Raw genomic sequence first — 21,271 nt, 5'->3', positions numbered from 1 at the left:
GGGGACCCGCGGCGGCCCGGCGTCATCCGTTTCCCGGACCGGAATAGCTGACACGTCCTGGCAGGTGCCGTCCTGTAGTCTCTCCAGGCGCAGCAGACGAGGCCGAGGATGAGCAAGGCAGCAATGGGGAAGGTCCGGAAGGCGCCGGCGGGGGTGGCGGAGGGCCGTTGCCTGTGCGGCCGGGTGCGGATCGAAATCGGCATCCCGGCGCGCTGGGCCTGGCACGACCATTCCAAGGACAGCCGGCTGGCGCATGGCGCCGCCTATGCCACCTATGTCGGGTGCTGGCGCAGCCGGGTGCGCATCGTCAAGGGCGAGACCGCCCTCGCCCGCTTCGTCGAGGAGGAGACCGGACGGTCGCGCAGCTTCTGCCGTCATTGCGGCACGCCGGTGCTGTATGAGCGGCCGCACGCGCCGCAGATGGTGAACATCCCGCGCGCCCTGTTCGAGACCCGCACCGGCCGCGAGCCGCTGTACCACATCGCCATCGAGCAGGCGCCGGAATGGACGTATCGTGGCGAGCCGCTGCGCCCGCTGAAGGGCTTCCCCGGCGTGGTGTGGACGCGGCCGAGGCGGAAGAAGCGGCCGTTGATGGACGAGGAGTTCTGAGAGCCTGTCCGATACTGCTACCGGTACGGCCGTCTGACGGCGATTTTTCCGCTTCCGGTGCTCACGGGCTTGTGTCCGCTGCGCTCCGGTTCTCAAAATCGCCGCCAGCCGACTCACACCAGCGCAGTCTCGAACAGATTCTCACGCCGCCTGGCGCGCCGGCACCGCGACGACGACCGGCCTGTCGTCGATCGGGAAATGCAGCAGGGCCGCCACCAGCCCGGCGACCGCGGTGGCGATCCAGACCAGGGCATAGGAGCCGGTGACGTCGAACACGAAGCCGCCGGCCCAGGCCCCGAGGAACGAGCCGATCTGGTGGCTGAGGAAGCAGACGCCGAACAGCGTGCCGAGATGGCGCGTGCCGAACACCTTGGCCACCAGCCCGCTGGTCAGCGGCACGGTGCCGAGCCAGGTCAGTCCCATCACGGCGGCGAAGACCACCACCGATGCCTCGCTCTTCGGCGCCAGGTAGAAGACGGCGATGGCGGCGCCACGGATCAGGTACAGCCAGCCGAGCACCTGCTGCTGGCGGAACCGCCCGCCGAGCCAGCCGCAGCCCCAGCTGCCGATCATGTTGAACAGCCCGACCAGCGCCAGCGCCGTGGCGCCGAGCCCGGCCGGCATGTGGCACAGCAGCAGGTAGTTCGGCAGATGCGTGCCGATGAAGGCGAGCTGGAAGCCGCAGGTGAAGAAGCCCAGGGTCAGCAGGCGGTATCCCCGATGGCCGAGCGCCTGCGCCACCGCCGCCCGCAGCGGCATCGCCAGTTCGGCCTGCACCGGCGCGCCGCCCCTGCCCTGGCGATCCAGAGCCAGCCCGAGCGGCGCCACGGCGACCAGGCAGCCGGCCAGCACCAGCAGCGACGCCGCGGTGCCCGACAGATCGGTGACCCATTGCGCCAGCGGCACCAGCAGCACCTGGCCGAGCGACCCGCCGGCGCTGGCCAGGCCCATCGCCATGCTGCGCTTCTCCGGCGGCGCCGCCCGGCCGAGCGCGGTCAGCACCACGCCGAAGGTGGTGCAGCTGATGCCGATGCCGACCAGGAGGCCGAGGCCGAGCACCAGCATCACGCCGGACGAGGCCAGGGCGGTGAGAACCAGGCCGGCGGCGAAGGCGACGGCCCCGAAGGCGACCACCGGCGCCGAGCCCCAACGGTCCGCGGCGGCGCCGGCGAAGGGCTGGGCGAAGCCCCAGACCAGGTTGTGCAGGGCGATGGCGAAGGCGGTCAGCGTCACCGGCACGCCGCGGTCGAAGGAGAACGGCCCGATGAACAGGCCGAAGGTCTGCCGCGAGCCCATGGCGGCGCTCATGATCAGCGCCCCGGCCAGGATCACCAGCCCGGCCTGGATGCCGGGGGATGCGAGCCGCCTACCGTCTGTCACCGCCATCATCCGGATCCTCCTCGTCCGGCCCCACAATGGCGAGCGGCGACGGGCGCGGCAAAAGAGAAGGTTTCGACGACGGGTGAAAGATCTTCACCCGTCCGTGCGGCCCGGGCCTCCCCTGTCGCGAACTCACACCCGTCATTGCGAGCGCAGCGAAGCAATCCAGGGCCGCTTGGCGTCGCTCCTGGATTGCTTCGTCGCTGCGCTCCTCGCAATGACGGATTGGAATGTCGCAAGGGAGAGGCCGGCAGCCTCAGGCGATCCGGCGCCCGGTTCCGGCCGCGCCAGGCCCTGCCGCCTCGACCTCGCGCAGCAGCCAGCGCTGGAAGCCCAGCAGGTCCGGCCGGCGCTCCGCCCCCTCGCAGCCGACTAGCCAATAGGCGGTCTCGGCTTCGATCGCAGGCAGGCCTGCCTCGACCAGGGCCCCGGAGGCGAGGTCCTGGTCGACCAGCGGCCGCCGGCCCAGGGCGATGCCGAGCTCCATGGCGGCGGCCTCGAAGGCCATCTGGATGGTGTCGACGCGCAGGCCGGCGGCCAAGTCGACGCCCTCGGTGCCGGTCCGCTCCGCCCAGGCCTGCCAGTCCTCGCTGGCCGGGGTGACGTGGATCAGCGCGGCGCGGCGCAGATCGACCGCCCCGCCCTCGCCGGCCAGGCGATCCCGATATCCGGGGCTGCACACCGGCACCAGCCGCTCTCCGAACAGCCGGGTCCAGCCGGCGCCGGCGGCGGTCGCCCTGCTCATCCGGATGGCGAAATCGAAACCGTCGACCGGGAAGCCGACCTGCCAGCGCGAGGTGTCGACCGTGACGCCGATGGTGGGCCAGCGCTCGCCGAAGCGGTGCAGCCGCGGCAGCAGCCAGCGGGACGCGAAGGTCGGGGCGCAGCTGACGGTGATGGTCCGGCGCCCGCGATGATGCGGCAGGCGCTGGGTGCCGATGGCGATCAGCGACAGCGCCTCGGAGACATAGGGCAGGTAGTCCGCCCCCTCGGGCGTCAGCGAAAGCCTGCGCGGTTCGCGCACGAACAGCTCGACGCCCAGCGCCCGCTCCAGCCCGACGATGCCGTGGCTGACTGCGCTCGGCGTCACGTTCAACTCGGCGGCGGCGAGCTTGAAGCTGAGATGGCGCCCGGCCGCCTCGAAGAAGCGGAGGGCGGCGAGCGGCGGCAGGCGAAGCGGCATCCGCCGAGCATATCCCGGCGGATTTAGGAGCGCAGCCCCCGGGCGATGGCGTCGGCGAAGCCGGCCGCGATGGCGCCGCCAGGATCCAGCGCCGGGTTGAAGATGGTGACGTCGATGCCGGCCATCCGGCCGCTCGCCGCCGCGGCGAGCACCGCCGTCAGCTCGCCGAAGGACAGCCCGTCCGGCATGCGATAGTCGACCGCCGGCATCACCGCGTCGTCGAGCACGTCGGCGTCGAGATGGACCCAGAAGCCGAGCAGCTCGGGCCGGGTCAGCCAGTCCAGCGCGCGTTCCAGCGCCGCCTCGACGCCGGCCTGCCGGACCGCGGCGAGATCGAGCAGCTCGATGCCGCTGTCCTCGATCCTCTGGCTGCCGGCCCTTGCGGCGTCCTCGGCATCGCGGATCCCGAACGCCACCACGTCCTCGTCGCGGACCAGCGGCCGCAGCCCCTCGGGATCGGCCACCAAGGCCGGGCCGCGGCCGGTGGCCAGCGCCAGGTCCATCGACGCCGCCTCGCCGTTGGGCTCGGCTTCCGGCTGGTAGAAATCGGCGTGGCCGTCGAGGAACAGCAGGCCGAAACGCCCGCGGCGGCGCAGCGGCAGCAGACAGCCGAGCAGGATCGAGCAGTCGCCGCCCAGCACCACCGGCACCTCGCCGGCCCCGAGGACGAGCCCGACGGCGTCGGCGAGCGCGATCGAATAGGCGGCGATGCCGGCAGGGTTGAGCAGCAGCGTCTCGGGATCGCGCCGCGGATCGTAGGGCGGCGGCTCGACCCGGCCGGCCCGCCGCGCCTCCAGCCGCTCCGCCAGCCCCGCCCGGAGCAGGGCCTCTGGCAGCCGCTCGACCCCTTTCGGGAACAGCCCCAGCACCGAGGGTGCCTCGACGATGGCGTAGCGGGGACGGCTCATGGCGGCGCCTCCTCTCCGGTCGCGAATCCAACCGCTTCGCAGCGCCCCGGGTTCCCGGACGCGATCCGCCGGGCAGGCCTCAGGGCGCCGGCTCCGGGAACTTCCGCATCACGGCGCCTGTCGTCTTTGGGAATCCCGAACCGGCTGATCCCTCCGCCCTTCACCCGCGCGATCCGTGGAAAGGAAACGACGATGGCCGATGTCGACGGCAAGGAGTTCGTTCTTGCAGGCATCGTCATGAAACGCCTGCTGTCCGGAGACCAGACCGCGGGGCAGTTCTGCCTCCTCGAGAACAGAAGCGACGGGCACACGAGGACGCCGATCCATGTCCACGCCCGGGACGACGAGACGGTCTACGTCATCGAAGGCGAGCTGACCGCGATGATCGACGGCCAGCCTCGGCGCCTGACGGCGGGCGAAGCCGTCTTCCTGCCGCGCGGCGTTCCGCACCAGCTGGTGAACCTGAGCGGCAATCCCGGCCGGTACATCCTGATCGGGACACCCGCTCTGTTCGACCGGTTCCTCGAGGAAGCCGGCCGCGCACTTCAACCAGGCGACGTCGTGGGACCGCCGACGCCCGCAGAGATCGAGCGTCTCCGCCGGGCCGCGCCGAGCTTCGGCATCACCCTGCTTCCGGACTGGCAGGAACATAGGTCAACCTGATCACGTCCTCGCCAACCCGATCGCTGGCCACGAGGCGGAGCGGCGGCCGGGGGCCGGCGAAGAATGGCTTGCCGCGACCCAGCACGACGGGATGGAGGTAGAGTCGATACTCATCGACAAGGCCGAGGTCGGTCAGGCTTCCCGCCATCTCTGGTCCGGACACCGCGATTTCTCCGCCGAGCCGAGCCTTCAGGCCGCGTATCGCCGCCTCGAGATCGTTGCCGACAAGCGTGGCGTTGGGGCCGACCGACGTCAACGAACGTGACACGACCCATTTCGGCTGGCGCCGCCACGCCGCCGCGAATTCGCGTTGCTCCGCGCTCCACTCAGGCCTGTCTTCGTCCCAATAACGCATGACCTCGTACATGCGGCGGCCGTACACGCTGCCGGTCAGGCCGCGCACATGCTCTGTCCAGTGACGGAAGAGCTCGGGGCCTGTCCGCATCTCCATGTGGTCGACGTATCCGTCCAGGGACTGGTTCATTCCAAAGACGAGCTTCGCCATGCGAGAAGTCTCCAATCCGGTTTCTCAGAATAGCATGAGCGGACGGCCGATCCGCGACCCGTCCGAAAACCGCAAGATCGGTCGAGCGCCGCGTCGCCTGAAGGATCTAGTTTGAGCTGCCACGGAGACCGGGACGAATGACCGCAGCGCTTCGGACCTATCATGCGCGGATGCAGCGCGTGCTGGACCATATCGACCGGCATCTCGACGACGATCTCGATCTCGACGTCCTGAGCGGTGTCGCAGCCTTCTCGAAGTTTCATTTCCACCGGCAGTTCACGGCGACCTTCGGGCTGTCCGTGCATCGCTATGTCCAGCTTGCCCGCATGAAGCGCGCCTCATACCGGCTGGCCTACAGGGCCGACGCACGCGTCACGGACATCGCGATGGATGCCGGTTACGATGCGCCGGATGCCTTCGCCCGCGCCTTCCGGCGACGGTTCGGGCAATCGCCTTCGTCGTTCCGGAACTCTCCCGACTGGGAGCCGTGGCTTGCGGCCTTCGGGCCTCTCGACAATGCGAGGAGCAAGCTCATGCGGAAGACCTTTACCCCTGACGACGTGATGATCCGCGATGTCCCCCCGACGCGGGTGGCGATCATGGAGCATCGGGGTGACCCGGCGACGCTCGGCGCGACCATCCGGCGGTTCATCGCGTGGCGCAAGGCCGCCGGCCTGCACCCCAGGACAAGCCCGACCTTCAATGTCTGGCGGTCCGAGCGGCGGCCTGCGTCGCCTGCCGAATACAGCGTAGACCTTTGCGTTGGGACCGACCGGCCGATCGATGCGAACGGCGAGGACATCAAAGCCGGCGAGATCCCCGGCGGACGCTGCGCGGTGCTGCGCGTCGTCGGCAACACCGACAATCTGGAGCCCGCCGCCCTTTATCTGTATCGCGACTGGCTTCCAGCCAGCGGCGAGGAAGCCCGCGACTTCCCGATCTATTGCCAGCGGCTGAGCTTCTTCCCGGAGGTGCCGGAGCATGAGGCGGTGGCGGAGCTGTTTCTGCCGCTGAAGTAGGGGGCTCTGGTGGCGGCTTGTCCGGTCCGATCGCCGGAAACGGACGGGCTGTTGTCCCGGGATCGCTCTCCGCTGGAATTGGACGGCGCCGGGCGCTATATGACTATCTACATGGTCAGGAGCATGACGGTGGATACGGTCAATCTGGCGGATGCCAAGGCCCATCTGAGCGAGCTCGTCGACCGGGTGGAAGCCGGGGATTCGATCGATATCACTCGGCGCGGCAAGCCGGTCGCCAGGCTCACCGCCGTGGCGAGGCCGCGCAAGCGAGTCGCTCTGCCGATGCTTCAGGCCCTGACCGCAACCATGCAGCCGCAGGCACAGGACGCCGCCGAACTGCTGCGATCGATGCGGGATGGCGATCGCTATTGATGCTGTATCTCGACACGTCGCTGATCGTTGCGGCGCTCTCCAACGAGGCCTCGACCGCTCGCGTCCAGGATTGGCTGGCGGCGCAGGATCCGGCGCAGCTTCTGGTCAGCGACTGGACCATCACCGAAATGTCGTCCGCCATGGCGGTCAAGCTGCGGACCGGCCAGATCACGCTCGATCAGCGTGCCGCGGCGCTGGCCATGTTCAACAAGCTGATCGTAGAGAGCTTCACGGTCCTTCCGGTCGCCGGGCGGCATTTCCGGACGGCGGCAACATTCGTCGGTCAGCATGCGCTCGGGCTGCGAGCCGGCGATGCGCTCCACCTTGTCGTCGCGTCGGAGCATGGCGCCACGGTGCACACGCTCGACCAACGGCTTGCCGACGCCGGCCCCGTGCTCGGCATACCGACGCGCCTTCTGCCTTAATCCAGCCTATCCGTCATCTCGGCATGCTCCGGCGCATCATCGAGAGTCGTGGTCGGCTTCCATCCATCTCAGCAGGCGCCGGATCGGCTCCAGCTTCTCCTCGGACAATCCGGCAAGGCTGCCTTCATCGAGGTAGCCTTCGCGGATCGCTGCTGCGAACACGCGAGTAAGCTGCGAATACCGATAGTCGAACAGGGCGTCGATATGCTTGCGCTGCCGGCGCAAATAGTCTTCGAGATCCCACATCTCGGACGGCGTCGCCGCCTGGGCGGCCTTGGCCTTGAACTCGGCCAGGATTCTCGCGAGCGCCACGCCGAGTGCGGCGTCATAGGCGCGGCGTGCGATCTTCTTTTTCGGACGGAGACCATCTGTGGTCGGACATGAGAGGCCCCTCCATTCACAAGGAGAGCGGCAACCAGACATCGGAGCCTGATTGTGCTCCACCGCTACCCCCTCACTCCCACTCGATCGTCCCCGGCGGCTTCGAGGTGATGTCGTAGACGACGCGGTTGATGCCGCGGACCTCGTTGACGATGCGGGTCGAGACCCGGCCCAGGAACTCGTGGTCGAAGGGGTAGTAGTCGGCGGTCATGCCGTCGGTCGAGGTCACGGCCCGCAGCGCGCAGACATAGTCGTAGGTGCGGCCGTCGCCCATGACGCCGACCGTGCGCACCGGCAGCAGCACCGCGAAGGCCTGCCAGATCGCGTCGTAGAGGCCGGCGCGGCGGATCTCCTCGAGATAGATCACGTCGGCCTTGCGCAGGATCTCCAGCATGTCGCGGCTGACCGCGCCGGGGATGCGGATGCCCAGCCCCGGTCCCGGGAACGGATGGCGGCCGACGAAATCCTCGGGCAGGCCCAGCTCGCGGCCCAGCGCCCGCACCTCGTCCTTGAACAGCTCGCGCAGCGGCTCGACCAGGGCCAGCTTCATCCGCTCCGGCAGGCCGCCGACATTGTGGTGGCTCTTGATCGTCACCGACGGGCCGCCGGTGAAGGACACGCTCTCGATCACGTCGGGGTACAGCGTGCCCTGGGCCAGGAAGCGGGCGCCCTCGATCTTCTCCGCCTCGGCGTCGAACACCTCGACGAAGGCGGCGCCGATGATCTTGCGCTTCTGCTCCGGATCGGTGACGCCCTCGAGCCGGCCGAGGAACAGGTCGGACGCGTCGACATGCACCAGCGGGATGTTGTAGTGGCCGCGGAACAGCGACACCACCTGCTCCGCCTCGCCCGCCCGCATCAGCCCGGTGTCGACGAAGATGCAGGTCAGCTGGTCGCCGATCGCCTCGTGGATCAGCACCGCCGCCACGGCGCTGTCGACGCCGCCCGACAGGCCGCAGATCACCTTGCCGTCGCCGACCTGGGCGCGGATCTTCTGGATCTCGGCCTCGCGGAACGCGGCCATGGTCCAGCTGCCGCTGCAGCCGCAGACATGGTGGGTGAAGTTGCGCAGCAGCGCCGCGCCATGCGGGGTGTGCACCACCTCCGGATGGAACTGCACGCCGTAGAAGCGGCGGGCGTCGTCGGCGGTCACCGCATAGGGCGCATTCTCGCTGGTGGCGACGATGCGGAAGCCGTCCGGCAGTCGTGTGACGCGGTCGCCATGGCTCATCCACACCTGCTCGCGCTGGCCCACGCCCCAGGCGCCGTCGAACAGGGCGCAGTTCTCCCGGATGTCCAGCCAGGCGCGGCCGAACTCGCGATGATGCCCGCCCTCCACCGCGCCGCCCAGCTGCTCGCACATGGTCTGCTGGCCGTAGCAGATGCCCAGCACCGGCACGCCCAGCTCGAACACCAGCTGCGGCGCGCGGGGCGAGGCCGCCTCGGTTACCGAGGCCGGGCCGCCGGAGAGAATGATGCCGCGCGGATCGAAGGCCCGGATGCGGTCGTCGCCCGCATGGTTGAACGGCCAGATCTCGCAATAGACCCCGGACTCGCGCACCCGGCGGGCGATCAGCTGGGTGACCTGGCTGCCGAAATCGAGAATGAGGATGCGGTCCGGCGACGGCGTAGCGGTCGGGGCGGTCATGGCAACTCCGGGGTCGGGCGGTGGGACGGAGCTTTACCCTCCCCCCGCCCGCAGGACAAGCGATGCGGCCCGCGCCCGGCGCGCAACGTCCATGCGCGGATGACGGTTCGGTGACGGCACGCCCGTCCTACGGCCATGTTGAAGGCTGGGTCAGCGCAAGCACGGCGAGGATGGCTACCAGCCCCAGCTGCGCCCCGGCGATCCAGAGCAGGCGGGTGCGGAACGGCTCCTTCCGTGTCTTGTGGCGCAGCAGCCGCTGCCCGGCGATGGCACCGGGCGTGCCGCCGATCGCGGCCAAGGCCAGCAGCGTGCGCTCCGGGATCCGCCGCCGGCCGCCGACGGCGCACCATTTGTCCCAGGCGAACAGGGCGAAGGCGGCCGCGCTGGCGGCCAGGAGATAGAGCGCCAGGGCGGTCATGCGGCCGGGGCGATGGGCCGGTCGAAGCGGAAGGCGCTTTCCGCCAGCACGGCGCCGCCGAAGCGCTCCAGCCGGTCGGCATAGGGCTCGCCGCCGAGATGGCGGTAGAAGCCGGTGGCGCGGAAATTCGCGGTCAGGGCCCACAGCATGAAGGGCGTCATGCCGCGCTCGGCGAACCAGGCGGAGGACGCGGCCATCAGCGCCCGGCCGTGCCCCCTGCCCTTCGCCCGGTCGAGCAGGTAGAGGGCGTAGATCTCGCCCCAGTTCCAGCCCGGCGCGCCGCGGGCCCGGCCGCACAGGGCGAAGCCGACCGGCACCGCCCCGCCGGCCGGGGTCGGGTCCAGCGCCAGGAAGGTGGCGGTGCCGTCCTCATGCGCCAGCGAGCGTTCATGGCCGCGCTCGCGCTGGGTCACGGTCATGCGGTCGAGATACTCGTCCGGCACCAGGCCGCGATAGGTCTCCTGCCAGGCCTGGACATGGATCCGCGCGATCGTCGGCGCGTCGGCCAGGACCGCGCGACGGATCATGCCGCCTCCGTCTCGGCGGCGTCGGCCTTCGGCCCGCGCTCCAGCACCGCGACGAAGAAGCCGTCGGTGCCGTTGGCGGCGGGCGACAAGCGCAGCATGCCGCTGGTCGGGGCCGGGCCGGTGCCGACCGCCTCGTCCCACACCGTCTCGACCGGCACCAGCCGGTAGTCGGGGTGGCTGGCCAGGAAGCCCTCGATCTGCGCCTCGTTCTCCTCGCGCAGCAGCGAGCAGGTGGCGTAGATCACCCGGCCGCCATCCGGCTTGGCCAGGCGGGCGGCGCTGTCCAGGATCTCGCGCTGGACGCCGAGCAGCCGCTCCAGCTCCATCGGCCGCCACCGGGCGTCCGGGTTGCGGCGCCAGGCGCCGGTGCCGCTGCAGGGCGCGTCGATCAGCACCCGGTCGAACTTGCCGCGCTGCTTCTTCACCCAGCGGTCGCGCTCATTCTCCAGCAGGCGCGGCTCGACATTGTCGATGCCGGCGCGGCGCAGCCGCTCCTTGCCGCGGTCGAGCCGGCCCTTGGAGACATCGCAGGCGACGACCCGGCCCTTGCCCTTCATCCGCGCTGCCAGGGCCAGGGCCTTGCCGCCGGCGCCGGAGCAGAAATCCACCACCTGCTGGCCCGGCCGGGCGTCGACCAGCAGCGCGATCAGCTGCGAACCCTCGTCCTGCACCTCGATCAGGCCGGACTGGAAGGCGGGATGGCGGCCGAGCTGCGGCCGGCCCTTGACCCGGATGCCCAGCGGCGACAGCGGCGTCGGCACCACGTCGAGCTTGCCGGCGGCCAGGGTCTGCAGCACCTCGTCGCGCGTGCCGCGCAGCTCGTTGACCCGCAGGTCGAGCGGCGCCTGGTCCAGCAGCGCCGCCACCTCTGCCTCGTAGCGGTCGCCGAAATTCGCCTCCAGCGAGGCGGCGGCCCAGTCCGGGATCTCGCTGCGCACATGCTTCGGCATGTCCGGGTGATCGAGCGGCTGACCGGCGGTGGCCTTGACCAGCGCCTCCTCCGGCTTGTCCAGCGGGATCGGCGCGTAGGTCTCGCCGGAGAACAGCCGGCCCATATCCTTGACCGCGACGCCCTCGGCCAGGGTCAGCTCGGCGATCACCCGGTTGCGCGGCGTGTCCTCGGCCTCGGCCCGGGCCAGCCACCAGCCCAGGCGGGCGTGGTGGCGCAGCACGGCGTAGACGCGGGCGGCGATCTCGCTGCGGTCCTTGGAGCCGATGAAGCGGCGGGTGCGGAAATAGGCCGAGACCAGGGCGTCGGCGGGGCGGTTCTCGATGCCGAGGCGCTCGAGAATGTCGATCGTGGCCTGGATGCGGGCGGAGGGGGTCATGGTCCGGAGCGTAGCAGGAAAACGCGCCTTCTACCGCGCTTCGGCTGTGGCGGCCAGCTTTTGCCCGATGGCGCGGGCTAGCTATGCGCTGCCGGTATCAGGCCGCGGTCTGCAGCCCGGCTTCCCACTCCTCGCGCACCTCGGCCTCCGGATCTTCCGCGCGGGTGCCCACCAGCCGGCGCAGCCCGTCCGGCCCGAGCAGCCGGCTGAGAGCCCAAACCGCGGCGCCGCGCACCAAGGGCGAGGCATCGTCCAGCAGCGGCTCGACAGCCGGTGCCAAGCCCGGGTCGCCGCTGTTGCCGATGGCGATCAGCACGTTGCGCAGGAGGCGGTCGCGGCCGATGCGCTTGATCGGCGAGCCGGAGAAGGCGGCGCGGAAGCCGGCATCGTCGAAGCGGAGCAGCGAGGCCAGGGCCGGGCCGTTCAGCCCCGGCCGCGGCGCCAGCGCCGCCTCGCGCCCCACGGCGGCGAACTTGTTCCAGGGGCACACCGCCAGGCAGTCGTCGCAGCCATAGATGCGGTTGCCGAGCAGCGGCCGCAGCTCGCGCGGGATCGGGCCCTTGTGCTCGATGGTCAGGTAGGAGATGCAGCGCCTTGCGTCGAGCCGGTAGGGTGCCGGGAAGGCCGCGGTCGGGCAGACGTCGAGGCAGGCATGGCAGGAGCCGCAGCGGTCGCGCTCCGGCGGGTCCGGCGGCAGCGCGATCGCCAGGTAGATCTCGCCGAGGAACAGCCAGGAGCCCCAGTCGCGCGACACCAGGTTGGTGTGCTTGCCCTGCCAGCCGATCCCGGCCCGCATCGCCAGCGGCTTCTCCATCACCGGCGCGGTGTCGACGAAGACCTTCAGCTCGGTCGCGAAGGTGCGATGGATCCAGCCGCCCAGCGCCTTCAGCTTCTTCTTGACCACGTCGTGGTAGTCGCGGCCCTGGGCGTAGACCGAGATCACTCCCCTCCCCCGCTCCCGCAGCAGCGGCAGCGGGTCCTCGGCCGGGCCGTAGTTGAGGCCGAGCGACAGCACGGTGCGGGCGTCAGGCCACAGCGTCTGCGGGTCGGCGCGGCGGTCGGCATGGGCCTCCATCCAGCCCATGTCGCCGTGCTGGCCCTCGCCGAGGAACAGCTCCAGCCGTTCGCGCAGCTTGGGGTCCGGCGTGGCGGCGGCGAAGCCGGCGCTGTCGAAGCCGAGGACGAAGGCCTCGGCCCGGATACGGTCTTTTATGGCGGCCGCGCCGGTCATCCCCGTCCGCGATAGGGCGGCACGCCCTGGTCGGGCAGCCACAGGCCCTCGGGCGCCGGCCCGCTCTGATAGAACACGTCGATCGGGATGCCGCCGCGCGGATACCAGTAGCCGCCGATGCGCAGCCATCGCGGCTTCATCGCCTGGATCAGCCGCTCGGCCACATAGACGGTGCAGTCCTCGTGGAAGGCGCCGTGGTTACGGAACGAGCCGAGGAACAGCTTCAGCGACTTGCTCTCGACGATCTTCGCCGCCGGGGCGTAGTCGATCACCAGATGGGCGAAGTCGGGCTGGCCGGTGATCGGGCACAGCGAGGTGAACTCCGGCGCGGTGAAGCGCACCAGGTACAGCTGCTTCGGCCGCGGGTTCGGCACCGTCTCCAGCACCGCCGCCTCGGGCGAATCCGGCAACGCCGTCGCCTGGCCGAGCTGGGTGAGGGCTTCCGTGCCCTTCGTCTTCGCCTTGCGGGCCATGATCTCTCCTCAGAGGGCCGGGATGTCGCCCAGCGCCTGCTCCGCCTCGAAGGCGGCGGCGAAGGCGTCGAGCGTGCCGGCCTCGATGGCGCCGCGCAGGCCGGCCATCAGGTCCTGATAATAGGTCAGGTTGTGATGGGTCAGCAGCATCAGCCCCAGCACCTCCTCGCTGCGCACCAGATGGTGCAGATAGGCGCGGCTGTACTGGCGGCAAGCGGGGCAGCGGCAGGATTCGTCCAGCGGCCGCTCGTCGTCCTGGTGCCGGGCGTTGCGCAGGTTGACCGTGCCGCGGCGGGTGAAGGCCTGGCCGGTGCGGCCGGAGCGGGGGGGCAGCACGCAGTCGAACATGTCGACGCCACGCCTCACCGAGCCGACCAGGTCGGAGGGTTTGCCCACCCCCATCAGATAGCGCGGCCGGTCGTCCGGCAGCGCCGGGGTGGTCACGTCGAGGGCGGCGAACATCCGCTCCTGCCCCTCGCCCACCGCCAGGCCGCCGATGGCGTAGCCCTCGAAGCCGATGGCGGTCAGCGCTGCGGCGGATTCGAGCCGCAGCTCGGGGAAGACGCTGCCCTGGACGATGCCGAACTGGCCGTAGCCGGGCCGGGCGACGAAGGCGTCGCGCGAGCGCTTGGCCCAGTCCATCGACAGGCGCATCGAGCTGGCCGCCACCTCCGGCTCCGCCGGGAAGGGCGTGCATTCGTCGAAGGCCATGGTGATGGTGGCGTCGAGCAGGTGCTGGATCTCGGTCGACCGCGCCGGGGTCAGCCGGTGCTCGCTGCCGTCGAGATGCGAGCGGAAGGTCACCCCGTCCTTGTCCATGCGCCGCAGCTGCGACAGCGACATCACCTGGAAGCCGCCGGAATCGGTCAGGATCGGGCCGGGCCAGTTCATGAAGCGGTGCAGGCCGCCGAGGCGCGACACCCGCTCCGCCCCCGGGCGCAGCATTAGGTGGTAGGTGTTGCCCAGCACGATCTGCGCGCCGGTGGCCGCCACCTCCTCCGGCCGCATCGCCTTCACCGTCGCGGCGGTGCCGACCGGCATGAAGGTCGGGGTCTCGACCACGCCACGGGCGGTGTGCAGGCGGCCCCTGCGCGCGGCGCCGTCACGGGCCAGGGTCTCGAAGCGGAACTCAGTCATCTTTGTCCGACCGGTGCAGCAGGCAGGCGTCGCCGTAGGAGTAGAAACGGTAGCCCGCGGAAATGGCATGGGCATAGGCCTGCTTCATCCGCTCCATGCCGGCGAAGGCGCAGACCAGCATGAACAGGGTCGAGCGCGGCAGGTGGAAGTTCGTCACCAGCAGATCGACGGCACGGAAGCGGTAGCCCGGGGTGATGAAGATCGCGGTCGACCCGTCGAAGGGCCGCACGGTGCCGTCCTCGGCCGCCGCGCTCTCCAGCAGGCGCAGGCTGGTGGTGCCGACCGACACGATGCGGCCGCCGGCGGCCCGCACGGCGTTGATCCGGTCGGCGGCCTCCGCGGTCAGCACGCCGCGCTCGGCGTGCATGACATGGCCCTCGACCGTGTCGCTCTTCACCGGCAGGAAGGTCCCGGCGCCGACATGCAGGGTCAGCCGCACCGTCTCGATGCCCCGCGCCGCCAGCGCGTCCAGCAGTGGTGGGGTGAAGTGCAGTCCCGCGGTCGGCGCAGCAACGGCGCCATCGTGCCGGGCGAAGACGGTCTGGTAGTCCGTGCGGTCTCGCTCGTCCGGCCCGTCCGGCCGGTCGATATAGGGTGGCAGCGGGATCTCGCCATGGCGGCGGAGATTGTCCGCCAGAGCGCCGGGATCGTCGAAGGCGACCTCGACCTCGCCGGCCTCGCCCTTGGCCACGATGGTGGCGGCGAAGTCGTCGGCGAAGCGGACCACGTCGCCGGGCTTCAGCTTCTTGGCCGGGCGGGCGAAGGCGCGCCAGCGCCCGGCCTCGGCCGGCTGGTGCAGCATGATCTCGATCCCCACCAGACCGCGCTTGCCGTGCAGCCGGGCCGGGATGACGCGGGTGTCGTTGACCACCAGCAGGTCGCCCGCGCGCAGCCGGCCCGGCAGGTCGCCGATCCGGCGGTCGGTCAGGCCGTCGGCCGCCACCTCCAGCAGCCGGGCGGCGTCGCGCGGCTCGGCCGGCCGGTCGGCGATCAGCTGCCGCGGCAGGTCGAAATCGAACTCGTCGACACGCATGGCGAAGGCGGGGTCAGCCGTTCTGCAGCGCCGGCATCGGCAGGACGACGTTCATCAGCGCCCGGAACGGCGCCAGGAACAGAAGGGCGCAGGCCAGCTTCACCGCCAGGTCGCCGGCCATCAGGGTCAGCAGCGGCAGGCCGGTGCCGGCGAAGGCGATGGTGAAGAACAGGGCGGTGTCGACCACCGAGCCGAGAGCCGAGCCGATGAAGGGCGCCCGCCACCAGGCGGCGCGGCGCAGCCGGTCGAAGATGTGGATGTCAAGCAGCTGGCCGACCAGGAAGGCGGTGCCGGAGGCGACGGCGATGCGCCAGTCGGCCAGCCACAGCGACAGCAGGACGGCGAGCGCGAAGCCGACATAGGCGACCTGACGGGCACGGTGCGGACCGAAGAAGCGGTTGGTCAGGTCGGTGACCAGGAAGGTGACCGGATAGGTGAAGGCACCCCAGGTCAGCCAGTCGTTGATCGGGAACTGGACCAGGTAGTTCGAGGCCACCACGACGGCGATCATCGCGATCAGCGCCAGGCCCATGCCGCGGGTTTCGGTACGCAAGGCAGGCTCTTCCAATACAAAACGCCCGCGGCGCAGCCCTCGGCGCCCGGGTCCGGTGGGGCTTTTAGCGCAAGATGCCGTGTTTGGCCACCGCGCTGCGCGTCATATCCCCGATGCCTAAGGCTGCACCAGCAGGAACAGCACGGCGCCAGCGCCGAGCAGCAGGAACGGGCTGACCCGGGTGAGCAGCAGGGCGAGGCAGGAGATCGCGGCCATGGCCCAGGCCAGCAATCCGCCTTCTGCCGCCTGCAGCAGGGTGAAGGACGCGGCCAGCACCATACCGGCGGCAACCGGCGCCAGACCGGTTTCGACCGCCCGCTGCCACGGCGCGCCGCGATAGCGCGCCCACAGCCGCGCCAGACCGTAGACCAGCAGCGAGGACGGCACGAAGATCGCGGCCGTCGCCACCAGCGCCCCGGCCCAGCCGGCGGCCTGCCAGCCGACCAGCGTCACCAGCAGCGATCCCGGCCCGGGTGTCATCCGCGACAGGCCGAACAGGTCGAGGAAGCGGGCGTCGGTCATCCAGCCATAGACGCCGACCGACTGCCGATGGATGTCGGCGACGATGCTCTGGCCGCCGCCGACGCTGAGGAAGGACAGCGGTACGAAGACGATCAGCAGCCGCAGCAGGATGCTGTCCATCGCTCAGTCCCTCCGCGGCCGCCAGGCGGCGTAAGCGATGCTGAGCGGCGCCAGCACCGCCATCACCGGCAGCAGCGGCAGGCGCAGCACGCCGATCGCCAGGAAGGTGGCAACGATGATCGCGACCGGCACGGCGGAACGGGCCGCCCGGCGCGCCGCCCGCACGCCCATCTGCAGCGACAGCCCGACCGCCGCGGCCGCCGCCCCGGCCAGGGCCAGGTGGACGGAGCGGTATTGCGCGACCTCGCTGAAAGCTGCTGCGGCGGCGATGGCGACCAGCATCGCTGGCACCACCATGCCGAGCACGCCGGCCAGCGCCCCCGCCCCGCCGCGCAGCCGGAAGCCGATCCACAGCGACAGGTTGACGACATTGACGCCGGGGAAGGCCTGGGCCAGGGCGAGGCCGTTGAGGAAGTCGGCCTCGGACACCCAGCGCCGGTTTTGCACGAACTCCCGCAGCATCCAGCCGCTGAGCCCGCCGCCGAAGCTGGTCAGCCCGATCTTGGCAAAGGCCAGGAAGATCTGCCCCAGGCCCGGCGGCCCGGCCGCCGCCTCTTCCACTGCGGTCTCAGCCATGCCGGCTCCCGATTCTCCGCGACTTCGTCACTCAAGCGCAGGCACGACGCGGCAACAAGGGGCGCGACAACAGGTCGACTTGGCGCGATTGCGCACTAACGGATCCGCCCCGATATGTGTATAAACGGGTGTATATACGTGCGTTCACGGCGTTGCGAGGAACCAGGATGAGGATGACGGTCAAGAAGTGGGGCAACAGCGCCGCCGTACGCATCCCCGCCTCGATCATGGAGGTCGCCCAGTTGTCGATCGATCAGCCGGTGGATGTGCGGCTGGAACGCGGCCGGATCATCATCGAACCGATCCTCGAAGACGGCATCGCCGGCGCCGATCTCGACGCGCTGCTGGCCGGCGTCACCGACGAGAACCGGCACGACCCGGTGGATTTCGGCCGGCCCGTGGGCAAGGAAGTCTGGTAGATGGCCAAGCCGCCGGCCTACGTCCCCGACCGCGGCGACATCATCTGGATCGACTTCGATCCGCAGGCAGGCCACGAGCAGGCTGGGCACCGCCCCGCCCTCGTCCTCTCCCCCGCCGTCTACAACGCCAAGGTCGGATTGCTGATCGCCTGCCCGATGACGACGAAGGTCAAGGGCTATCCCTTCGAGGTGCCGATCGCCGGCGCTGTTTCCGGTGCGGCTCTCGCCGACCAGGTGAAGTCGCTCGACTGGCGGACCCGCGGCGCAGTGTTCAAGGGGCGTGCCTCGGCCAATGAGGTCATGGACGTCCGCAAGAAGCTTCGCGCATTGGTTTAGCACCCACGCCGCGCCTCAGAACTCCTCGACGCTGAGCACGCCGGGGACGGACTTCAACGCCGCCTTGGCCCGGCCGCCGACGGCATAGGCGCCGGGCAGCTCGATCTCGACCTCCTCGGTCGGCGACAGCAGCAGCTGAAGGTTGACCTTGCAGCGCCCCTGCCCTTCGCGGTCCAGCAGCCCGTGCAGCGGCTGGATCGCCTGCACCCCGTCGACATAGATGACGAAGCGGGCGGCGCTCTTGGCCAAGGCCTGGTCGATCGGCTCGACCGACAGCGCGGTCAGCCGCAGCTCCTCGCCGCGGCTCTGGATCTCCACCGCCATAGCCAGGGCGGCGCCGACCTCGAGCAACTGTCGCGCGGTCGCCAGGGTCTCGGCGAAGAAGGTCACCTCGAACACCCCGCTGGCGTCGGAGAAGGTGCCGAAGCACATGCGGTTGCCGGTCTTGGTCGTCATCTCGCGCTTCGCCATCAGGATGCCGGCGAGGCGGAGCTGGGTGTGGCCGAGCCGCATCTTCTGGCCAATCTCGGCCGAGCGCACCGAGCCCAGGCGCTTGGTGTTGTAGGTGTCGAGCGGATGGGCGGAGAGGTAGAAGCCGACGGCGTCGAATTCCTGCCGCAGCCGCTCCATCGAATCCCAGTCCGGGATGTTGGGCAGCGGCGGCGCGCTCAATCCTCCGCCGGCCGGGCCGCCGAACAGGCCGATCTGGCCGCTGTCGCGCTCCGCCGCCACGGTATGGGCATAGCGCAGCAGCGTCTCGAAGGAGGCGACGACGCGGGCGCGGTTGCTGTCGATCGAATCGAAGGCGCCCGCTCGCGCCAGATTCTCCAGCTGGCGTTTGTTCAGCAGCTTGAGGTCGAGCCGCCGGGCCAGGTCGAACAGGTCTTTGAAGGGCCCGCCGCGCTCACGCTCCTGCACCAGGCTGCGCATCGCCTCGGGGCCCACGCCCTTGATCGCGCCGAGGGCGTAGCGGATCGCCTTTTTGCCGTCCGGCAGCACCTCCACCGCGAAGACGGCGTCCGACTTGTTGATGTCCGGGATCAGCAGCTTGATGCCGAGGCGCGACAGCTCCTGCCGGAAGACGTTCAGCTTGTCGGTGTTGCCGAGATCGAGCGTCATCGACGCCGCCAGGAACTCGACCGGGTGGTTCGCCTTCAGATAGGCGGTCTGGTAGGCGACGATGGCATAGGCGGCGGCGTGCGACTTGTTGAAGCCGTAGCCGGCGAATTTCTCGACCTGGTCGAAGATGTTGGCCGCCTGCCCCTCCGGCACGCCGCGGGCGGATGCGCCCTCGACGAAGGTCTTCTTCTGGGCATCCATCTCCGCCTTGATCTTCTTGCCCATGGCGCGGCGGAGAAGATCGGCGCCGCCGAGCGAATAGCCCGCCAGCGTCTGCGCCACCTGCATCACCTGCTCCTGATAGACCATGATGCCGTAGGTCTCTTCCAGGATCGGCTGCAGCGAGGGGTGGAGATAGTCCGGCGCCTTGGTGCCGTTCTTGACCTCGATGTAGGTCGGGATGTTGTCCATCGGGCCGGGGCGGTAGAGGGCCACCAGCGCGATGATGTCCTCGACCCGGTTCGGCTTCATCCGTCGCAGCACGTCGCGCATGCCCGAGCTTTCCAGCTGGAACACGCCGGTCGATTCCGCCCGGCCGAGCATGGCGTACGTCGTGGGGTCGTCGAGCGGGATCTTCGCCAGGTCGATGTCGACGCCGCTGGCCTTCAGCAGGTTCTCCGCGGTGCGCAGCACGGTCAGCGTCTTCAGGCCGAGGAAGTCGAACTTCACCAGCCCGGCCTGCTCGACATACTTCATGTTGAACTGGGTGGCCGGGATCGGCGAGCGCGGGTCTCGGTACAGCGCCACCAGTTGGTGCAGCGGCCGGTCGCCGATCACCACGCCGGCGGCGTGGGTCGAGGCGTGGCGGTACAGGCCCTCCAGCTTCATCGCCAGGTCGATCAGGTGGCGCACCTGGGGATCGTTGTCGCGCTCCTGCTGCAGCGCCGGCTCGCCCTCGATCGCCTGGGCCAGGGTCACCGGGTTGGCCGGGTTGTTCGGCACCAGCTTGCAGATGCGGTCGACCTGGCCATACGGCATCTGCAGCACGCGGCCGACGTCGCGCAGCACGGCGCGGGCCTGCAGCTTACCGAAGGTGATGATCTGCGCCACCCGGTCGTGCCCATAGCGGTCGCGGACATAGGCGATCACCTCGTCGCGCCGGTCCTGGCAGAAGTCGATGTCGAAGTCCGGCATCGACACGCGCTCGGGGTTCAGGAACCGCTCGAACAGCAGGCCGAAGCGCAGCGGGTCGAGATCGGTGATGGTCAGCGCCCAGGCGACGGCCGAGCCGGCGCCGGAGCCGCGGCCCGGCCCGACCGGGATGTCGTGCGCCTTGGACCATTTGATGAAGTCCGAGACGATCAGGAAGTAGCCCGGGAAGCCCATCTTCTCGATGACGTCGAGCTCGTAGTCGAGCCGGGCGGTGTATTTCTCCCGAACCGCCTCGCGCTCCTCCGCCGTCATCTCCGGCGTGTAGACATGCGCCTCCAGCCGAGCCTTCAGCCCGTCATGCGCCTGGGCTCGCAGCTCCTCGGCCTCGCTGCGGCCGGCGTCGCCGGTGAAGGCCGGCAGGATCGGGTTCCGCTTCTTCGGCATGAAGGCGCAGCGCCGGGCGATCACCAGCGTGTTGTCGACCGCCTCCGGCAGGTCGGCGAAGAGCTGCCGCATCTCCTCGGCCGAGCGGAAGCGGTGGTCGCGCGTCACCCGCCGCCGGTTGGCCTCGACCACATAGGTGCCGTCGGCGATGCACAGCAGGGCGTCATGCGCCTCGTACATGTCCTCGCCGGCGAAGAAGCAGTCATTGGTGGCGACGAGCGGCACGTCCTCCTGGTAGGCGAGGTCGACCAGCCCGGCTTCGATCCGATCCTCCTCCTCCATGCCGTGACGCATCAGCTCGACATAGAGCCGGCCGGGGAACAGGGTCTTCAGATAGCGCAGCGTGGCCAGAGCCCGCTCCGGATGCTCGGCCAGCAGCAGGCGGCCGACCGGGCCCTTGGGGCCGCCGGTCAGGGCGATGACGCCCTCGGTGTGGCCCTCCAGCGCTTCCAGCGGCAGCTGCGGGGCCAGCCCCTGCTCGGTCTCCAGATAGGCGCGGCTGGTCAGCGCCATCAGGTTCTCGTAGCCGGCCTCGTTCTGGGCCAGCAGCACCAAACAGTCCGGCTCGGCGATCGCCGGGCCGCCGACGCGGGCGCCCGATTCCGTCTCCGCCCTCGTGATGCTGAGGATGGTGCCGATGATCGGCTGGATGCCGTAGTCCTTGGCGGCGAAGGAGAATTCCAGCGCGCCGAACAGGTTGCCGGTGTCGGTGACCGCGACCGCCGGCATCTGCAGCTTCTTGCAGATGCCGACCAGCTCCTTGATCTTGATCGCCCCTTCCGACAGGGAATAGGCGCTGTGCACGCGCAGATGGACGAAATCGGCGTGTGGCATGCGGCGGCTCTCCGCG

General features: G+C 70.0%; 24 protein-coding genes. 7 read left to right on the top strand and 17 right to left on the bottom strand.

Annotated features, from left to right (window positions below):
* Positions 1–108 precede the first annotated feature (108 nt).
* A complete protein-coding gene (locus tag LG391_RS01075; RefSeq protein WP_225764901.1) occupies positions 109–609 on the top strand; it encodes a GFA family protein in 501 nt (166 codons plus the stop codon).
* Positions 610–750: 141 nt separating this feature from the next.
* On the opposite strand, the gene LG391_RS01070 is transcribed toward LG391_RS01075, so the two are convergent.
* The 3 genes from LG391_RS01070 to LG391_RS01060 all read right to left on the bottom strand — a co-directional run bounded on the left by LG391_RS01070 (position 751) and on the right by LG391_RS01060 (position 4,080).
* On the bottom strand, positions 751–1,998 hold the full coding sequence (locus LG391_RS01070) for an MFS transporter (protein ID WP_225764899.1): 1,248 nt from the start codon (positions 1,996–1,998) through the stop codon (positions 751–753).
* Between the two features lie 247 nt (positions 1,999–2,245).
* Positions 2,246–3,172: a LysR substrate-binding domain-containing protein gene (locus tag LG391_RS01065; protein ID WP_225764897.1), complete on the bottom strand. Its 927-nt coding sequence runs from the start codon at positions 3,170–3,172 to the stop codon at positions 2,246–2,248.
* Positions 3,173–3,195: 23 nt separating this feature from the next.
* On the bottom strand, positions 3,196–4,080 hold the full coding sequence (locus LG391_RS01060) for an arginase family protein (RefSeq protein WP_225764895.1): 885 nt from the start codon (positions 4,078–4,080) through the stop codon (positions 3,196–3,198).
* A 192-nt stretch (positions 4,081–4,272) separates the two neighbouring features.
* Here LG391_RS01060 and LG391_RS01055 point away from each other — a divergent pair, with 192 nt between their 5' ends.
* Positions 4,273–4,743, top strand: a complete 471-nt coding sequence (locus LG391_RS01055; RefSeq protein ID WP_225764893.1) for a cupin domain-containing protein — start codon at positions 4,273–4,275, stop codon at positions 4,741–4,743.
* Here LG391_RS01055 and LG391_RS01050 read toward each other — a convergent pair.
* Entirely contained in the window at positions 4,703–5,248 is a 546-nt protein-coding gene (locus LG391_RS01050) for a dihydrofolate reductase family protein (RefSeq protein ID WP_225764891.1), read from the bottom strand. The genes LG391_RS01055 and LG391_RS01050 overlap by 41 nt on opposite strands.
* Before the next feature lie 137 nt (positions 5,249–5,385).
* Here LG391_RS01050 and LG391_RS01045 point away from each other — a divergent pair, with 137 nt between their 5' ends.
* From LG391_RS01045 to LG391_RS01035, 3 genes are all read left to right on the top strand, one after another.
* Entirely contained in the window at positions 5,386–6,267 is an 882-nt protein-coding gene (locus LG391_RS01045) for a GyrI-like domain-containing protein (protein ID WP_225764880.1), read from the top strand.
* A 123-nt stretch (positions 6,268–6,390) separates the two neighbouring features.
* Positions 6,391–6,639 carry a type II toxin-antitoxin system prevent-host-death family antitoxin gene (locus LG391_RS01040; RefSeq protein ID WP_308013022.1) on the top strand — a complete coding sequence of 83 codons (249 nt, stop codon included), beginning with the start codon at positions 6,391–6,393 and terminating at the stop codon, positions 6,637–6,639.
* Complete coding sequence (locus LG391_RS01035; RefSeq protein WP_225764870.1) at positions 6,636–7,064, top strand: type II toxin-antitoxin system VapC family toxin; 429 nt, start codon at positions 6,636–6,638, stop codon at positions 7,062–7,064. Before LG391_RS01040 ends, LG391_RS01035 begins: the two co-directional genes overlap by 4 nt.
* Positions 7,065–7,100: 36 nt before the next feature.
* On the opposite strand, the gene LG391_RS01030 is transcribed toward LG391_RS01035, so the two are convergent.
* The 12 genes from LG391_RS01030 to LG391_RS00975 all read right to left on the bottom strand — a co-directional run bounded on the left by LG391_RS01030 (position 7,101) and on the right by LG391_RS00975 (position 17,011).
* Positions 7,101–7,508, bottom strand: coding sequence for a hypothetical protein (locus LG391_RS01030; protein WP_225764868.1), 408 nt, complete (start codon positions 7,506–7,508; stop codon positions 7,101–7,103).
* Positions 7,509–7,518: 10 nt separating this feature from the next.
* Positions 7,519–9,093 carry a glutamine-hydrolyzing GMP synthase gene (gene guaA, locus LG391_RS01025; protein ID WP_225764866.1) on the bottom strand — a complete coding sequence of 525 codons (1,575 nt, stop codon included), beginning with the start codon at positions 9,091–9,093 and terminating at the stop codon, positions 7,519–7,521.
* Positions 9,094–9,220: 127 nt separating this feature from the next.
* Positions 9,221–9,511, bottom strand: coding sequence for a DUF1294 domain-containing protein (locus LG391_RS01020; protein WP_225764864.1), 291 nt, complete (start codon positions 9,509–9,511; stop codon positions 9,221–9,223).
* Positions 9,508–10,038: a GNAT family N-acetyltransferase gene (locus LG391_RS01015; RefSeq protein WP_225764862.1), complete on the bottom strand. Its 531-nt coding sequence runs from the start codon at positions 10,036–10,038 to the stop codon at positions 9,508–9,510. Before LG391_RS01015 ends, LG391_RS01020 begins: the two co-directional genes overlap by 4 nt.
* Positions 10,035–11,366 (bottom strand): RsmB/NOP family class I SAM-dependent RNA methyltransferase, encoded by a 1,332-nt coding sequence (locus LG391_RS01010; protein ID WP_225764854.1) that lies wholly within the window; start codon positions 11,364–11,366, stop codon positions 10,035–10,037. Before LG391_RS01010 ends, LG391_RS01015 begins: the two co-directional genes overlap by 4 nt.
* A 97-nt stretch (positions 11,367–11,463) precedes the next feature.
* A complete protein-coding gene (gene queG / locus LG391_RS01005) occupies positions 11,464–12,597 on the bottom strand; it encodes a tRNA epoxyqueuosine(34) reductase QueG (RefSeq protein WP_225764852.1) in 1,134 nt (377 codons plus the stop codon).
* Complete coding sequence (gene queF / locus LG391_RS01000; protein ID WP_225764850.1) at positions 12,594–13,070, bottom strand: preQ(1) synthase; 477 nt, start codon at positions 13,068–13,070, stop codon at positions 12,594–12,596. Before queF ends, queG begins: the two co-directional genes overlap by 4 nt.
* 9 nt (positions 13,071–13,079) lie before the next feature.
* Positions 13,080–14,207: a tRNA guanosine(34) transglycosylase Tgt gene (gene tgt, locus LG391_RS00995; protein ID WP_225764848.1), complete on the bottom strand. Its 1,128-nt coding sequence runs from the start codon at positions 14,205–14,207 to the stop codon at positions 13,080–13,082.
* Positions 14,200–15,240 (bottom strand): tRNA preQ1(34) S-adenosylmethionine ribosyltransferase-isomerase QueA, encoded by a 1,041-nt coding sequence (gene queA / locus LG391_RS00990; protein WP_225764846.1) that lies wholly within the window; start codon positions 15,238–15,240, stop codon positions 14,200–14,202. Before queA ends, tgt begins: the two co-directional genes overlap by 8 nt.
* 13 nt (positions 15,241–15,253) lie before the next feature.
* On the bottom strand, positions 15,254–15,793 hold the full coding sequence (locus LG391_RS00985) for a queuosine precursor transporter (RefSeq protein ID WP_374200705.1): 540 nt from the start codon (positions 15,791–15,793) through the stop codon (positions 15,254–15,256).
* Between the two features lie 117 nt (positions 15,794–15,910).
* Positions 15,911–16,435 carry a chromate transporter gene (locus LG391_RS00980; RefSeq protein ID WP_225764844.1) on the bottom strand — a complete coding sequence of 175 codons (525 nt, stop codon included), beginning with the start codon at positions 16,433–16,435 and terminating at the stop codon, positions 15,911–15,913.
* Positions 16,436–16,438: 3 nt separating this feature from the next.
* The gene (locus LG391_RS00975) at positions 16,439–17,011 is read right to left on the bottom strand and encodes a chromate transporter (RefSeq protein ID WP_225764842.1); all 573 of its coding nucleotides are present in this window, start codon (positions 17,009–17,011) and stop codon (positions 16,439–16,441) included.
* Positions 17,012–17,178: 167 nt separating this feature from the next.
* Here LG391_RS00975 and LG391_RS00970 point away from each other — a divergent pair, with 167 nt between their 5' ends.
* Both LG391_RS00970 and mazF read left to right on the top strand, forming a co-directional pair.
* Positions 17,179–17,430, top strand: coding sequence for an AbrB/MazE/SpoVT family DNA-binding domain-containing protein (locus LG391_RS00970; RefSeq protein ID WP_225764840.1), 252 nt, complete (start codon positions 17,179–17,181; stop codon positions 17,428–17,430).
* Positions 17,431–17,766, top strand: a complete 336-nt coding sequence (mazF, locus tag LG391_RS00965; RefSeq protein WP_225764825.1) for an endoribonuclease MazF — start codon at positions 17,431–17,433, stop codon at positions 17,764–17,766. It abuts the gene before it with no gap.
* A 15-nt stretch (positions 17,767–17,781) separates the two neighbouring features.
* On the opposite strand, the gene dnaE is transcribed toward mazF, so the two are convergent.
* Entirely contained in the window at positions 17,782–21,255 is a 3,474-nt protein-coding gene (gene dnaE, locus LG391_RS00960; protein WP_225764823.1) for a DNA polymerase III subunit alpha, read from the bottom strand.
* Between the last annotated feature and the right edge of the window lie 16 nt (positions 21,256–21,271).

It is taken from the genome of Inquilinus sp. Marseille-Q2685 (assembly GCF_916619195.1).
Classification (GTDB): domain Bacteria; phylum Pseudomonadota; class Alphaproteobacteria; order DSM-16000; family Inquilinaceae; genus Inquilinus.
This window is presented reverse-complemented; position numbering and strand designations above follow the sequence as displayed.

Excerpts from the sequence above, each read along its gene's own strand:
- LG391_RS01075 (WP_225764901.1), top strand. The coding sequence starts at position 109 with ATGAGCAAGGCAGCAATGGGGAAGGTCCGGAAGGCGCCGGCGGGGGTG.
- LG391_RS01070 (WP_225764899.1), bottom strand. The coding sequence starts at position 1,998 with ATGATGGCGGTGACAGACGGTAGGCGGCTCGCATCCCCCGGCATCCAG.
- LG391_RS01065 (WP_225764897.1), bottom strand. The coding sequence starts at position 3,172 with ATGCCGCTTCGCCTGCCGCCGCTCGCCGCCCTCCGCTTCTTCGAGGCG.
- LG391_RS01060 (WP_225764895.1), bottom strand. The coding sequence starts at position 4,080 with ATGAGCCGTCCCCGCTACGCCATCGTCGAGGCACCCTCGGTGCTGGGG.
- LG391_RS01055 (WP_225764893.1), top strand. The coding sequence starts at position 4,273 with ATGGCCGATGTCGACGGCAAGGAGTTCGTTCTTGCAGGCATCGTCATG.
- LG391_RS01050 (WP_225764891.1), bottom strand. The coding sequence starts at position 5,248 with ATGGCGAAGCTCGTCTTTGGAATGAACCAGTCCCTGGACGGATACGTC.
- LG391_RS01045 (WP_225764880.1), top strand. The coding sequence starts at position 5,386 with ATGACCGCAGCGCTTCGGACCTATCATGCGCGGATGCAGCGCGTGCTG.
- LG391_RS01040 (WP_308013022.1), top strand. The coding sequence starts at position 6,391 with ATGACGGTGGATACGGTCAATCTGGCGGATGCCAAGGCCCATCTGAGC.
- guaA (WP_225764866.1), bottom strand. The coding sequence starts at position 9,093 with ATGACCGCCCCGACCGCTACGCCGTCGCCGGACCGCATCCTCATTCTC.
- LG391_RS01020 (WP_225764864.1), bottom strand. The coding sequence starts at position 9,511 with ATGACCGCCCTGGCGCTCTATCTCCTGGCCGCCAGCGCGGCCGCCTTC.
- LG391_RS01015 (WP_225764862.1), bottom strand. The coding sequence starts at position 10,038 with ATGATCCGTCGCGCGGTCCTGGCCGACGCGCCGACGATCGCGCGGATC.
- LG391_RS01010 (WP_225764854.1), bottom strand. The coding sequence starts at position 11,366 with ATGACCCCCTCCGCCCGCATCCAGGCCACGATCGACATTCTCGAGCGC.
- queG (WP_225764852.1), bottom strand. The coding sequence starts at position 12,597 with ATGACCGGCGCGGCCGCCATAAAAGACCGTATCCGGGCCGAGGCCTTC.
- queF (WP_225764850.1), bottom strand. The coding sequence starts at position 13,070 with ATGGCCCGCAAGGCGAAGACGAAGGGCACGGAAGCCCTCACCCAGCTC.
- tgt (WP_225764848.1), bottom strand. The coding sequence starts at position 14,207 with ATGACTGAGTTCCGCTTCGAGACCCTGGCCCGTGACGGCGCCGCGCGC.
- queA (WP_225764846.1), bottom strand. The coding sequence starts at position 15,240 with ATGCGTGTCGACGAGTTCGATTTCGACCTGCCGCGGCAGCTGATCGCC.
- LG391_RS00980 (WP_225764844.1), bottom strand. The coding sequence starts at position 16,435 with ATGGACAGCATCCTGCTGCGGCTGCTGATCGTCTTCGTACCGCTGTCC.
- LG391_RS00975 (WP_225764842.1), bottom strand. The coding sequence starts at position 17,011 with ATGGCTGAGACCGCAGTGGAAGAGGCGGCGGCCGGGCCGCCGGGCCTG.
- LG391_RS00970 (WP_225764840.1), top strand. The coding sequence starts at position 17,179 with ATGAGGATGACGGTCAAGAAGTGGGGCAACAGCGCCGCCGTACGCATC.
- mazF (WP_225764825.1), top strand. The coding sequence starts at position 17,431 with ATGGCCAAGCCGCCGGCCTACGTCCCCGACCGCGGCGACATCATCTGG.
- dnaE (WP_225764823.1), bottom strand. The coding sequence starts at position 21,255 with ATGCCACACGCCGATTTCGTCCATCTGCGCGTGCACAGCGCCTATTCC.